Origin of the sequence: Corynebacterium sp. LaCa54 (assembly GCF_046717495.1) — a bacterium.
In the GTDB taxonomy this organism is placed as follows: Bacteria; Actinomycetota; Actinomycetes; order Mycobacteriales; family Mycobacteriaceae; genus Corynebacterium; species Corynebacterium kefirresidentii.
In genome coordinates this window covers 562,250-576,230 of the sequence record NZ_CP177115.1, presented here as the reverse complement: position 1 = coordinate 576,230, position 13,981 = coordinate 562,250, and the positions used below count along the sequence as shown (strand labels likewise).

The window sequence follows — 13,981 nt, the reverse complement described above, 5'->3', positions numbered from 1 at the left end:
GCCACGAGCCTACTTTCGGGCGTTGACGGCCGCCACGGTGTCATCGATGGACTCCGGTCGCGGAATGCGGAAGGACAAAGCTAGGGCTGCAAGCAGAATGATGACGCCGGCAATCATGCCCGCGCGGTAACCATGCTCGAAAGACCCGGAAACCGCGAACAGCACTGCAAAGGACAAGCCCGCGCCTAGGTTGAAGGCGCCGGCGTTCATGCCGGGCAGGTAGCCCTGGTTATCGGCCGGCGAGAGCACAATTCCTAAGCCATTGAGCATGATATTGGCAATGCCCGCGTAGGTCACGCCCAAGAAAATAGAGACGAGAAGCAGGGTCCACGCGTTCGGGGCACCAACCACGAAGATAGAAATAATCAGGCCGACGACGGTACCGATGAGGCCGGTTTGCAAGACGTATTTATAGCCCAACTTGGAGGCCATCCAGCCGGCAATCGGGCCGAAGACCAAGCCGGCGAGGGCGTATGGGGTGAGCGTGACCCAAGAAATGGCGCTGGCAGAAATTCCGGCGCCGGCATCTGCATCCTGGCCAAGGTTAGGGATAAGGCCATTCATCACGGCAAAGACACCGGTCATGGTGAGCAGCGTGGTAGAAAGCAGTGCCCACGTGCGGCGTTGTTTGAGGTAGGCCACCGGTACGAGCGGATCGGCGACCTTCTTCTCCACATTCCAGAAGGCCCAGAAGCCGGCGGCACCGATGAGGAGAAGGATGATGACGAGGAACCAATTGGCCTCAGCAAGCTTGCCGGCTTCGTTGAACGCAGTGAGAACGCAACCCAGCGCCACCGCCAGAGGTAGAACTCCTGCCCAATCCATGCGCGGGGTTTCAGTGGCCGTGGACTCCTTGGTAAATACCTGCACCGCTACTACTGCAATGACGCACAGAACTGCCATGGTCCAAAAGACCGAGCGGTAGCCGAAGTTGCCTGCCAGCCAGCCGCCGGCCAGCGCATCCACGCCGGCAATACCACCGTTTACCGAGGTCACAATGCCCAGCAACAGGGCGTACTGCTGTTCATTGAGCACTTGCTGGCGCAGCATAATCAAGCACAGTGGGACCGTAGGACCTGCCACGCCTTGAATAATGCGGCCAATAAGCAGCACGGCGACGTTCGGCGCAATGGCTGATACCACGCACCCCAGCGCAGCTACCGCCATCATGCCAACGAGGACCTTCCTGCGCCCGATGAGGTCACCCCAGCGCGGCAGGAATAGTGAGAACAGTGCCGCGGCCGTAAAGAATGCCGTTTGCGTCAGGCCGATCTGTGCGGTGGTAGCTCCCAACTCGTCTTCCATCGTCGCCAAGGCTGGCGAGAGCATCGACGCATTGAGCTGGAACGCAAACACCGCAGTAAGCAGTGCGAACATCAACGGGATATAGGAGCTGGGCTGGAGCTTTGGGGGCTCAGAGGTGGTGGAAGTCATGGCTTTCAATGTAGTTGATGAATCCTGCGCTCCAGATATTTTCTCATTGTCTACTATCCATAGATTATGAAAACTCTCTCCTACTTCGTCGCTCTCATAACGGTGATGCTTTCTTTGGCTTCTTGTTCCTCTCCGGATTCGCAGCCGGCAGGAGCAACCGCAACTAGTTCCTCCAGCACGGCCAATAGTTCAACTATCAGCTCTAGTTCCACAAGCTCTGCGCCCGAGCCGTCCTCTTCGGAGCCGCAACCGACAGCGGAAGCTGAGCCTTCGCTTGCCGACGCTCCCCTAGCGAACACCACCGAATCCACCTCAGAACCCACCCTGACCGAGTGCGTCTACGGCGGCGGTAGCTGGACTACCAACGGTTGGTACAGCGATGGAACTATCCGCTGGGCGCAAGAATGCCAAAACCTCCACGACGAGCAAATGGCAAAATACCCCTACCGGTGCCCGCAAACAGATCACTACGTCTCCGATCCGTCTCAGTGCTCGTCCCCGGTAGGCAACGGTACTGGCGGCTCAGATTCGGATTATGATCCCAGCATCCCGGCTTATATGACACGTTCCGCTGAGGTTGAGCAGATGCGCGCTGAAAACCAGAAGTGGTGGTTTAACTGCCAGGCAGAACATTCGGCTGAATACTGCCTCGAGAACGATCCTTGGAGTCCATAGATTTCATGCTGATTTAACCAGCGATTCACCGCGGCTGCTTAGGCTGAAAAAGTTCCTTTTAAACCTTTTGTGGAGCTTTGTATGCCTTATTCAAATAGTCGTTCTTCTTTTAATCGTCGTAACTTCCTGCAGATTGCAGGTGTGTCGGCCGCGGCGGTGGCTGCGGGTATTAATGCACCAGCAAAGGCGGGTGCGCAGTCGAGCCTAAGCTCATGGGGATCGTCACGAGGTGGGGATCTGCCGCAGGATTCGGAGCTTTTTGGCTTGGGCGTAGCGGCGGGTATGCCGCGGCATGATTCCATGATCCTGTGGACCCGCTTGGCCCCGGAACCGCTGGCTGAGGATGGTCACGGCGGCATGACCGGCGGCGATGTCCGCGTGGGTTGGGAAGTTGCGAAGGATGAGGGGTTTGGGGACGTCGTCAAGCAGGGCGAGGCCTTAGCCCAACGCGAGCTGGCACACTCGGTACATCCGCAGGTCACTGGACTGGAGCCGGCAACTGAGTATTTTTATCGCTTCCGCGTGGATGGCAAGGTAAGCCCAGTAGGTCGGTTTAAAACTCTGCCCGCACCCGGCGCGAAGGTGGATGATTTCACCTTCACAGTGGCTTCGTGTCAGGCGTGGTATCACGGCTATTTCACCCCGTGGAAGCATATTGCGCAGGAGCCGGATCTGGATATGACCATTTTCGTGGGCGACTATATCTACGAATACGGCATTGTGGAAGGCAATAATTTGTGGCGCCAGGGTGCAAGCGTGCCCGATGTTTTCAAGGCAAAGGTGGAGACTCTGGAGCAATATCGCCTGCGCTACTCGCTCTTCAAATCTGATGAGCACCTGCAGGCCGCGCATGCGCGCGCTGCGATGGCGATTGTGTGGGATGACCACGAGGTTGAAAACAACTACGCCGGCAATTGGTCCGAGATTGGCACCAAGGCCGAGCACTTCCTCTACCAGCGCGCAGCTGCCTACCGTGCCTTTTATGAGAATCTTCCGGTCGCCCCGCCCGCGCTTCCCGAAGGCCCCAATAACCGCATTTATGATTCCTTCGACGTGGGCACGCTAATGCGTTTCAACCTGGTCGATACCCGCCAATACCGCGAGGAATCCGCGGAGGATGCCAGCATCTTGGGCGCGGAACAGGAGCAGTGGCTCAACGATAAGCTCGCCACCTCCCCGGCACAGTGGAACGTGGTGGTCAATAGCGTGGTCGTCGTACCAATCGCCGATAGCACCGACCAATGGGACGGCTTCCCAACAGCGCGCCGCCGCCTTATCGAGTCCCTATCTAAGGTAAGCGATCCCGTTGTCTTTACCGGCGATATTCACCAACACTGCGCTGCCGAGATTCAATCCGAATCGGGCCAGCCCGTCGGCGTGGAATTGGTCGCCACCTCCATTGCTTCCGATGGCGATGGCTTTGCCGGTTCCAAGAGCACCGAGTGGTTGGAAAAGCCATATGTGAAGGCCATGGATAAGCGCCGTGGCTACATCAAAGTGCACGCTACCCGCGAGCACCTCGATTCCGAATTCGTCGTCGTGCCCTGGATTGAGCGCGATGATACCGCCCCGCGCGAGACTGCTTTCTCCTTCCGTACCAATGCCGGCGAGCACACGCTGCGCTCCCTCTAAACCCCGAAAGGACAATTCATCATGGGACTTTTTAGCTCGCTTTCCTCTTCTTCCTCTCGCCACGGTTCTTCCCGCAAACATTCCTCTGATCAAGGGTCCTCTACCCCAGCTTCTAGTGCAGTTGCTGCTCCGCCGGCCGTAGCTAACATTCAGGCAGAGCCGCGACTCATGGAAAATTACGTCACTTGGGAGCCTGTTTCCTGGGACGTCGTTTTGGATCACTACCGTGTCATCGGCACCGATCCCAATGGTGTAGACGTGCTGTTGGGCAAGACCATCTTCCCCTTTTTCCGCCACTCCCGGCGCGACGTCGCCGGTGAAAAGTGGTCCTACTACGTCAAGGTAGTAGATGCTTCCGGTACCGAGTCCGCTCCTTCTGGCAAGGCAACGTCTACCTCCCTGCCTTCGGTCACTGCTGGCCAAGCGCTAGCCACGATTGGTTCCTTTGATCGAAAAGGCACAGAGTTCCAGTACTCGCCAAAGGACTACAAGAAGATCGTCACTGCGCACCCAGACCAGACGATCACCGTTGGACCGGATGCTACGCCTGCCGACGTCCCTTATCTCCTCCCCGGTCCCGGCGATAAATGGGCCGGCAGCAAATCCTACACGCTGAAGTGGACGGTGAAATTGGATAAGCCTGCCTCAAAGGCGGCACTGGCACTGTGGCTCATTGATACCACCAAGCTCGGCGGTGTTCTCGATATCACGGTTAATGATTTTCATAAACAAATAGAGCTCCCGCAAGGCGCAACGCAAGGTTCGCGCCAAGGCGATGCCAGCGGGGAACCGACCCCGCTGCGACCGGCAGCAATCGAGTTTGCTCTCGCCGAAGATACCCTGAAGGAAGGAGAGAACCAGCTCGTCTTCACCCTCCGCGAAGGAGGCTGGCTGGCATGGGATGCACTGGGGATTTTTGCTGGGTAACACCATGCAAGCGGTGCTTTGCCTAGAAACGGGAAATTGTTCACCGATTCCTGATGTACGGTAGTAACATCTGCATTCTTCTAATACATAGTAAACAGCAGAGGACGCCGACGTTGAAAGGACTTAGCTTCCGTTATGGCTACACTTTCTGATCGCCTGCACCGAGCCCAGCAGGATTTTAACGCGGTGATTACCGTCATCCCGTTTGATGAGCACGCGGTGGATGAATCACCCACGCTCATGGGGCAACCGGTGGCGTTCAAGGACATCGTGGATGTAGCATGCGTAGCTACTACCTGCGGCACCAAGGTCAAAGTTGGGCGCGCACCGGTTAAGGATGCACCAGTGGTGCAGCGTTTGACGGCGAAGGGTGCGCTGCCGGTAGCGAAGGCGAACCTGCAGGAGTTTTCCTATGGCATTTTGGGCGATGCCTCGGCCTACGGTCGCGTTATCAACCCACGCGATCCCGAAATCTGCGGCGGTGGTTCTAGCTCTGGTTCTGCCGCTTTGGTGGCTTGCGGCGCGCTGCAGCTTACGGTGGGTTCTGATAGCGCCGGCTCGGTGCGTGTGCCTGCTGCTTGCCAGGGCGTGCTGGGGTTCAAACCCACCTTCGGGCTCATTCCGGTAGAAGGTGTCTTCCCCTTCGCCCCGAGCTTTGATTGCATTGGATTCTTTGCCAGCTCAATTGACCTCATTGAGCAGGCCTTTATTGCTACCGCAGATGAGGAACCGGCCGCGGCGCAGGATGTTTCTGCTCTTGATGTCACGGCCCTCAAGGCCAAGGGAGAGCGCTTCGCAGATCTTTTGGCGGTGCTAGAGCACTCGGACTTTAAGCTCGCCGAGGGAGTGGACTTGGAAGACACCATCGCCGCCACGGCCGAGCTCTACGAGCCGATGCGTTTGAAAGAGGTCTATGATGTCCACCGGCCATTGCTGGACCAGCGCGAAAGGTACCAGGATGTCATTTTGCAGCGAGTGCTGGGCGGAGAAAATATCAGCCAGGAAGATTATGACGCAGCTGCACAGGGCGTGAAAGAGCTGCGCGAAAAGGCTCTTGCCCTGCTTGGCGATGCCCCCATTATTCTTACCCCTACCCTCGATTCCGGCCCCCTCAAGTGGTCCGATATCACCCCGGAGAATACCGCGGAATCGGCCGCGAGCCTGCGACGCTGGACCGAGCCTTTCAATGTGCTTGGATGGCCGGCGATTACGGTGCCGCTGCGCGGCGAAGAGGAAAAAGGCGTGGGTGATGCGGTGCAGGTCGTCGGCAAGCCGGACGAGGACCTGACCGTGCTGCGCGTTGCCCGCGCTCTGCAGGCCCTGCTCTAGGCCTCGGCCAGTACTGTCTTTTCCTGCGTGCGCGGCCGCCAATAAGCAGCTTCTACGGCGCTAAACTCCTTGAAATGCGATGAGGTGAGCTCATCCATTGCGTGGATATAGCCAGGAACCTCCTCGCGCGGCAGGCGCAACCCCATGGTCAGATGCGGGGTCCACCGCGGCCCGCGCCCGTCCGGATTGGCGGCACTGATTTTTCGCGCGGCAATTTCTAGCTCGTCGGTCGTTTCAAGCAGCCAAGCCACCGTCTGCTTGCGCTTGGTGCCGAAAATGACGTTTCCTACCCGCCGGAAATCTGCCGGTATGACAGGCGGCAGCAGCTGCGCCGCTAACTCCACGACCTCTGGCTGCATGTGCGGTGAAAAGGTCACAGTAATGTGCGGGCGTTGATGCTGGACGGGAAAGCCGCGCTGGGCAAGGCCGGCAAAAATTTCGCGTACTTGGTCCTCCTGCTTTTGCGGCAGGTAGAGCAAGATATTATCCGGCGATGCTTTACTCACGGCGTGGCGTCCTTTTCTGCGGTCGGGTGCTTCCAGCGTACCGGCGCATAAGATGACAATCCCCTATTGTGCCAACGCAAACGTTTGCCGTTTAATAAGACTCATGAGCACTTCAGAGTCATCGCCCCTCATCCTCGCCATCACGGCGTGTCCGACGGGCATCGCGCATACCTATATGGCGGCCGAGAACCTTGAGGCCGCAGCCCAAGAACTGGGCTACCGCATCAAGATTGAAACTCACGGTTCTATCGGCGTCGAAGGAACCTTTAGCAAGCAAGATATCGAAGACGCCGATGCCATTGTCATTGGTGCCGATACTGTAATTTCCAAAGACCGCTTCCACGGCAAACGCCTCGAGGCCACCGGCGTGGACGAGGCCATCAAACACCCAAAGGAACTACTAAGCAGGTCCTTAAGCGCTGCGCGCTGGGAAGGATCTACAGACAGCCAGGAAGAAGAAGCGCCCCGCAAAAATAGTATTGGCCAGACCTTGTACAAAGCGCTGATGAACGGCGTCTCGCACATGATCCCGTTCGTGGTTACCGGCGGTTTGCTCATTGCGGTAGCCCTCTCTATCGGTGGCACCCCCACGCCTGAGGGCATGGCGATTCCAGAAGATAGCTTCTGGAACACTGTCAATGAACTCGGCGCTCTGGCGTTTTCACTGATGGTTCCAGTTCTCTCCGGCTACATCGCTGTGGGCATCGCGGACCGACCGGGCCTTGCGCCTGGCCTTATCACCGGCCTCATCGCCACCACCGGATCACTATATGGGTCTGAAACGGGTGCCGGCTTCTTGGGCGGCATTGTCACCGGTATTTTGTCTGGTTATGTGGCCCTGGCCATTAAGAAGATTCCAGTGCACAAATTCATTGCACCGATCTGGCCCATCATTGTCATCCCGATTTTCACCACACTCATCGTGGGCCTTATCTTTATCTTGCTCATTGGCGCACCTGTCTCGGCCGCTTTCGAAACAATGACTGAGTACCTCGCCGGCATGCAGGGATCCTCCGTCATCGTGTTGGGCCTCATCCTTGGCGCCATGATTGCCTTCGACATGGGTGGCCCCTTCAATAAGACAGCCTTCCTCTTTGGCGGCGGCATGATCGCGGCTGGCAACGCGGCGCCGATGGGCATGGCGGCCTGCGCCATTGCTGTGCCACCTCTTGCCGTGGGCGTAGCGACGCTTCTGCGTCGCCGCTGGTTTAACAAAGCGGAAAATGATGCCGGCATCGCGGCATTGTTCATGGGATTCTTCGGCATTACTGAGGGCGCTATTCCGCTCGCTGCCGCACGTCCATTGCAGGTTATTCCCGCCAATGTTGCTGGCGGTGCCGTAGCCGGTGCACTTGCCGGAGCATTTGGCGCGCAAGACCACGTGATGCACGGCGGGCCAATCGTCGCGGCGCTCGGCGCCGTAGACAATGTCGTAGGTTTCTTTATCGCCATGCTCGCCGGCATCGCGGTCTGTGCCGGCCTTATCCTCCTGCTAGTAGGGTTGACGCAGCGCAAGGATAAACCGCTGGTAGCCGTGGACACGATCAGTCTGGATAAGGACTTGGGCTCTTCCAGCGAAGAGGTCATTCGTTCCCTAGTGAAGCTCACCTCTCCGCGAATGTCCGATGCGGAAGCGGTCGCTAGCGCCGCATTGCAGCGCGAATCTACCCGTTCCACCGGTGTGGGACACGGCGTAGCCATTCCTCACGCGCGGTCTGCCGGGGTAAAGGTACCCACCCTTGCCTTCGCCCGCCTACCCCAAGGTGTCACGTGGGCCGAGGGCGAGGACCCAACCACCCTCGCCTTCCTTATCGCCGTTCCCGACGATGCCGGAAAGCAGCATCTCAAGCTATTATCCAAGCTCGCACGCAACATCATGAAGGAAGACTTCCGCGCCCAACTCCACGGAGCACGGAACCGGAAGGAAGCCGCCGACATCATTTCCTCGGCCCTTTCGCCCGCCCCCTCTACTAACAAGGCGGCCGCGACCAGCCAGGCTTAAAAAGCCTTACTTTTGCGAGCGCTCAGCATTTCTCCGCTGAGCGCTCTTTTATGCCTAAACAGCGCGAAGATACCGCGATTCTGCTGCCCCCACGGACGGGGCAATGCGCCTAAAAGGCTCCGGCGAGACTATGTGCCGACATGGTGGAATCTCATAAATCTTATGACAACCAGAAACCACAAGGTTCTTCATAGGCTCTAGCAAGAAACTGGCCAGTTTCGCCGGTGGCTGGCTTAAAACTAGACCCATATACCTTAAATCAACCTCATTTCTCCGGGAACCTGAGATATGGATTGGAAATTACCCCCGTGGGGCGAGGCGTTCAACGCCGTCACTGAGGGAATTTAGGGGTTTCCTAGCTCAAATCGAGAAATAACTAAGAAGTAATTAGTTTTCCGGGAAATCATCTTTAGGAATCCTAATAATTGCTGGTCAGTTGGCTTTTACCCCGTGGTAATTGATTAAATTTTAAGTGAAGAGGAACGGAAATTCGCCGTGAACACCCCGCGATTTCCACCCTTGTGATACCCGCTAGGTTCCAGCAGAAAGGCACCGCTTATGTTTACCCCCAAAGTTCACTTCTGCGCCAAGAAGTTCGTCGCTCCTGCACTTGCAGCAGCCGTCGCCCTCGGCGTTGGCGTAGCTCCTGCAGAGGCATCGAGCTCCTTGAGTAGCTTCGGTGGCGTGAACCTTCCGGTACCTTCCGCCAATCTTCCCGTTGCTCCGGCTGCCGCTGCAAAACCGGTCGCTCCAGCTTCCAGCCGCGTCCAGAACATCATCAACTACACCAACGACTACCGCAAGGCACACGGCTTGCGCCCGGTTCGCGCCAACGGTGCGCTCAATGGCCTAGCCCAGGATTGGGCCAATCAGCTGGTTCGCGCCGATAAGCTCAGCCACCGCCCGCAGCACTGGAACTACTACCCAGCCAATATCCCGGCCGGCGGTGAGAACGTGCTGCAGGCATGGAGCGACTACTCCGATGCGCTGCTAGTAAAGCTCTGGTACGAGTCCCCAGGCCACCGCAAGATCATGCTGGACCCACGCGCCAAGACCATCGGCGTTGGCGTTGCCATCAACTCTGAAGGCAAGCTCTACGCCGTCCAGAACTACGGACGCTAAAGATTTATAAAGCTAGGGCCTAGGAACTCTTGGACTCTAGCGAGCTATGCCGCCCCGTCTCGGATCCCTTCTCCGAGACGGGGCGGTTTCCCGTATACGGGTGGGGGTGTACACGCGGGTAGTGCAAACGTAATCAGCTTCACAAATGTCAGTGTCGAGGGTTACACTTAAACCCATTCGAATTGTTCAACAATCTTAAGGACGGTGTTGAATGTCCGCGCTCCATATCGATCTCAATGCGGATTTGGGAGAGACCACTGCAGGCAACCCGGTCGCAGATGACGCGGCGATGCTGGAGATGGTCTCCTCAGCAAACGTGGCCACCGGGTTCCATGCGGGTGACCCACACTCTATTGCCGGCACGCTTAAGGCAGCCGCAGAGGCCGGCGTGACCGTAGGCGCGCACGTGGGTTATAACGACGCCGCAGGCTTCGGTCGCCGCTTTATTGATTACAACCCGAACGAACTCGCCGATGAGGTGACTTATCAAATCGGCGCACTTGATGCTTTGGCTCGCGCCAATGGCACCACGGTCTCTTATGTGAAGCCGCACGGCGCAATGTATAACGCGATCGTGAAGGATAAGGCACAGGCAGAGGGCGTCATCAAGGGCATCAAGGCCTTTGGTGACTTGCCGGTAATGTTGCTGCCTGGGGGCGTAGCAGTGGACGTCGCCAAGCAAAGCGGGCTCACCGTCATCCGTGAGGCTTTTGCGGACCGCAATTACAACCCCGATGGCACGCTCGTCTCACGCAAGGAAGCCAATGCGGTGCTGGATAGCGCCGATGAGGTGGTACAGCGAGTGCTCGAGGTAGCACAAACCGGTTCGATTACCGCCGTGGATGGCACGAAGCTCGAGGTAGATGCGCAATCCGTATGTACCCACGGTGATTCCCCCGGCGCGGTGAAGCTGCTACGCGGCGTAGTGGAGCGCTTGCGGGCTGAGGGTATCGAGATTCGGAGCTTCATCTAATGCACATTAATTTTGTGGGCACTCGCGCATTGCTCATTGACTTGGAGGGATTAAACCAAGTCATGGACTGGCACGCTGCGCTGTCTGCCAAGCCTTTGAAGAATCAGGTGGACTGCATTGCGGCCGCCACTACCCTGCTGCTGACCTTTGAGGCACCCGATTCGGCGCGCGATGCGGCGGAATTTTTGCAACACTTTTCCCCTGCCACAGCCGCGACCGCAGAGGCGCGCACGGTAGAAATCGATGTGCTCTATGACGGAAAAGATGTCGATGAGGCTGCAGACCTACTTGGCCTCTCGCGCGAGGCACTCATCAACTGGCATACCTCCACCGAGTGGACTGCCGCCTTCGGTGGCTTTGCCCCAGGGTTTACGTACTGCGCGCCTTCGGATCCGTCCTTGGCCCGCGCCGTGCCGCGCCGCTCCAGCCCCCGTACCGCAGTACCGGCCGGTGCCGTAGGCATTGCAGGCGAGTTTTCCGCGGTTTACCCACGCGTCTCCCCAGGTGGCTGGCAGCTGCTGGGCACCACCAATACGCCGATGTGGGATTCCAATGCCAACCCGCCAGCCTTGGTGCAGCCGGGCGACCGCGTGCGCTACCGCAGCGTGGATAAGCTACCGGAGCTCGTCGATCACTCTGCGCGCTCTAAACGCGCTCCTGCCCGCCTGCCGCGCATGGAGGTAATCGATGCCGGCCTACTCACTCTCTACCAAGACTTGGGGCGCCCAGGCGTGGGCGACCTCGGCGTGACCCCATCGGGTGCTGCGGACCGCGCCGCCGCCGCGACCGCCAATGTGGCCGTGGGCAACCCGCGCGGAGCAACCGTGCTGGAAAATATTGGCGGCATTAAGCTCCACGCGCTCACCGATACCGTCATTTGCGTCACCGGTGCGACCGCCCGTGTCCGCCTTGGTGAGATGCCGGTTCACCTCGCCCGTCCTGTCCTGGTCACGGCCGGGCAAACCGTCACGGTGGATCCCGCAACGGTAGGCATGCGCAACTACGTCGCTATTCGCGGCGGCATCATCGCCGAATCCGAGCTTGGCTCCGCAGCCACCGACGTCCTGTCGGGCCTCGGCCCAGACCCCGTCACCACCGGCGATGTCATCGGTGTGCTGCCGCGTTCTACCGGCATGACCGATGCCCAGCTTTCCAACCCACTACGAGTACGCGAAAGCTCCGATGGCAAGACCCGCGCTACCTTGCGCTGCGTGCTCGGTCCCCGCGATGACTGGTTTGGCGATAATGTCTCCGCCTTCCTGGATGCTGAATGGACCGTCACCTCAGATTCCAACCGCGTGGGCCTGCGCCTCGATGGCGATGAGCCGATTGAGCGCGTTAAAGACGGCGAACTTCCGTCCGAGGGCATGGTCGCCGGATCCATCCAAATCCCGCCCAATGGCAAACCCGTAGTCTTCCTGCGCGATCACGCTGTGACCGGTGGCTACCCCGTCATCGCCACCGTTTTGGAAGAAGATATTGATATTGCCGCGCAGCTGCCGCCCGGCGCACGCGTGAATTTTGAACTCGTAGCACCTCAAGCCTTGAACACTGGAGATAAAAATGCAGATTAAAACCGTCCTCATTGCTAACCGCGGCGAAATTGCCGTGCGTATCGCCCGCGTCGCCCGCGACCTAGGCATTAAGTCCATCGCCATTTACTCCGAAGCAGATGCGGGTGCTTTGCATACCCAGGTAGCAGATGAAGCTTATGCGCTGCCGGGCAATACGGCTGCCGATACCTACATGAACGTACCCGCGCTGCTTGATATCGCGGTGCGTGCCGGTGCAGATGCTATTCACCCAGGCTATGGCTTTTTGTCCGAAAACGCCGACTTTGCCCGCACGGTGACTGAAGCCGGAATGATTTGGATTGGCCCTTCGCCCGAGCATATTGAGTTACTCGGTGACAAGATTGCTGCCCGCCGCGTGGCCGAAGAGGTTGGCGCACCACTGGCACCTGGTACTTCTGATCCCATCGATGATTGGCAAGAAGCCCGCACCTTTGCCGAAGAGCACGGTCTGCCCATTGCCATCAAGGCCGCTTATGGCGGCGGCGGACGCGGCTTGAAGGTCGTAGACAATATGGAAGAAATCGAGGGCGCGTTCAACTCCGCTGGCCGCGAGGCCATGGAGGCTTTCGGCCGCGCGGAGTGCTACGTAGAAAAGTTCCTCACCCACCCGCGCCACGTCGAGGCCCAGGTGCTGGCCGATACGCACGGCAATGTGCGCGTGCTCGGCACCCGCGATTGCTCCACCCAGCGCCGCTTCCAAAAACTCATTGAGGAAGCCCCAGCACCCGCGCTTTCCGACGCCCAACGCAACGGCATCATCGAAGGCGCCCGCTCCATTTGCGCCAAGGTGGGCTATGTCGGTGCCGGCACTGTCGAGTACATCGTCTCCGAAGACGGCACCATATCCTTCCTCGAGGTCAATACCCGTGTGCAGGTCGAGCACCCCGTTACCGAGGCGGTCACCGGTACCGATATCATCGCTGAGCAATTCCGCATCGCGGCCGGCGAGCCGCTGTCCTTCGATGAGGATCCACAATCCCACGGCCATGCTTTTGAGTTCCGCATCAACGCCGAAGACATCCTCAATGGCTTCGCTCCGTGCCCTGGCACCATTGTCTCCTTCGAGCCGCCGACCGGCCCGGGCATCCGCGTTGATTCCGCGGTACGCTCTGGCTCCATCATCCCGCCCTACTATGATTCGCTGATTGCCAAGCTGGTGGTATGGGGCCCGACCCGCGAGATCGCCTTGGCCCGCGCCCGCTTTGCCCTGCGCGAATTCACCGTCACCGGCGTGCGCACCGTGCTGCCGTTCCACCGCGACATGATGGATGAGCCCGCGCTCATCGGTACCGCTGCTCCGGCAGAGGATGCCGCTGCCGCGGGGGCTTCCGAGATTGGTGTCTTTACTGACTGGGTTGACCACAACTACCGCCCATCTGCCGCCAACCAGGTGGAAAAGGTCGAAGCCATCTACACCCAGCGTCGCAATGTTGCCGTGGAGATCGATGGCAAGCTGGTCAACGTTGGCGTTCCAGTAGATTTCCTTGCCGCACCGGGCGCCGCCTCGGCCGGCGGCTCTGCATCCACGGCACCATCTTCGGCTGGTGCGCAGTCCACCGATGACAACGCAGTCACCTCCCCATTCGAGGCCAACCTTGTGGCGTGGAACGTCGCGGACGGCGATACCGTAGCCGAAGGCGATGCCATCGCCACCGTAGAGGCCATGAAGATGGAATCTGCTATTAAGGCGCCGCGCGGCGGCACCATCAAGCTCTTGGCTGCTGAGGGAGACCGTCTGGATTCCTCGAAGGTTATTGCGACCATCGATTAATGCTCGTGTAGGGGTTGTACACCTCATATTCAATGT

The 13,981-nt window shown here is 58.7% G+C and carries 11 protein-coding genes; 9 read left to right on the top strand and 2 right to left on the bottom strand.

All coding sequences use genetic code 11. The features are described 5' to 3' along the window. Positions 1-9 precede the first annotated feature (9 nt). Complete coding sequence (locus tag ACLI1M_RS02945; protein ID WP_200288122.1) at positions 10-1,434, bottom strand: MFS transporter; 1,425 nt, start codon at positions 1,432-1,434, stop codon at positions 10-12. A gap of 66 nt (positions 1,435-1,500) precedes the next feature. Between ACLI1M_RS02945 and ACLI1M_RS02940 the strand changes: the two genes are divergently transcribed. The 4 genes from ACLI1M_RS02940 (at position 1,501) to ACLI1M_RS02925 (ending at position 5,997) form a co-directional block, all read left to right on the top strand. Then, the gene (locus ACLI1M_RS02940; RefSeq protein ID WP_200288124.1) at positions 1,501-2,109 is read left to right on the top strand and encodes a hypothetical protein; all 609 of its coding nucleotides are present in this window, start codon (positions 1,501-1,503) and stop codon (positions 2,107-2,109) included. Between the two features lie 81 nt (positions 2,110-2,190). Beyond that, entirely contained in the window at positions 2,191-3,741 is a 1,551-nt protein-coding gene (locus ACLI1M_RS02935; RefSeq protein ID WP_200288126.1) for an alkaline phosphatase D family protein, read from the top strand. A gap of 21 nt (positions 3,742-3,762) precedes the next feature. After that, a complete protein-coding gene (locus ACLI1M_RS02930) occupies positions 3,763-4,668 on the top strand; it encodes a polysaccharide lyase family protein (protein WP_301716074.1) in 906 nt (301 codons plus the stop codon). Positions 4,669-4,803: 135 nt separating this feature from the next. Next, on the top strand, positions 4,804-5,997 hold the full coding sequence (locus ACLI1M_RS02925; protein ID WP_411706651.1) for an amidase: 1,194 nt from the start codon (positions 4,804-4,806) through the stop codon (positions 5,995-5,997). Here the strand turns inward: ACLI1M_RS02925 and ACLI1M_RS02920 are convergent. Next, on the bottom strand, positions 5,994-6,503 hold the full coding sequence (locus ACLI1M_RS02920; RefSeq protein WP_340439829.1) for a 2'-5' RNA ligase family protein: 510 nt from the start codon (positions 6,501-6,503) through the stop codon (positions 5,994-5,996). The genes ACLI1M_RS02925 and ACLI1M_RS02920 overlap by 4 nt on opposite strands. Before the next feature lie 103 nt (positions 6,504-6,606). Between ACLI1M_RS02920 and ACLI1M_RS02915 the strand changes: the two genes are divergently transcribed. The 5 genes from ACLI1M_RS02915 to ACLI1M_RS02895 all read left to right on the top strand — a co-directional run bounded on the left by ACLI1M_RS02915 (position 6,607) and on the right by ACLI1M_RS02895 (position 13,945). After that, a complete protein-coding gene (locus ACLI1M_RS02915; RefSeq protein ID WP_023020735.1) occupies positions 6,607-8,505 on the top strand; it encodes a fructose-specific PTS transporter subunit EIIC in 1,899 nt (632 codons plus the stop codon). Between the two features lie 558 nt (positions 8,506-9,063). Further along, complete coding sequence (locus ACLI1M_RS02910) at positions 9,064-9,627, top strand: CAP domain-containing protein (protein ID WP_023020734.1); 564 nt, start codon at positions 9,064-9,066, stop codon at positions 9,625-9,627. Positions 9,628-9,838: 211 nt separating this feature from the next. Beyond that, positions 9,839-10,600 (top strand): LamB/YcsF family protein, encoded by a 762-nt coding sequence (locus ACLI1M_RS02905; protein WP_411706650.1) that lies wholly within the window; start codon positions 9,839-9,841, stop codon positions 10,598-10,600. Then, positions 10,600-12,174: a 5-oxoprolinase/urea amidolyase family protein gene (locus tag ACLI1M_RS02900; RefSeq protein ID WP_023020732.1), complete on the top strand. Its 1,575-nt coding sequence runs from the start codon at positions 10,600-10,602 to the stop codon at positions 12,172-12,174. Before ACLI1M_RS02905 ends, ACLI1M_RS02900 begins: the two co-directional genes overlap by 1 nt. Continuing rightward, on the top strand, positions 12,164-13,945 hold the full coding sequence (locus tag ACLI1M_RS02895) for an acetyl/propionyl/methylcrotonyl-CoA carboxylase subunit alpha (protein ID WP_023020731.1): 1,782 nt from the start codon (positions 12,164-12,166) through the stop codon (positions 13,943-13,945). The genes ACLI1M_RS02900 and ACLI1M_RS02895 overlap by 11 nt, the downstream gene beginning before the upstream one ends. Positions 13,946-13,981: the final 36 nt, after the last annotated feature.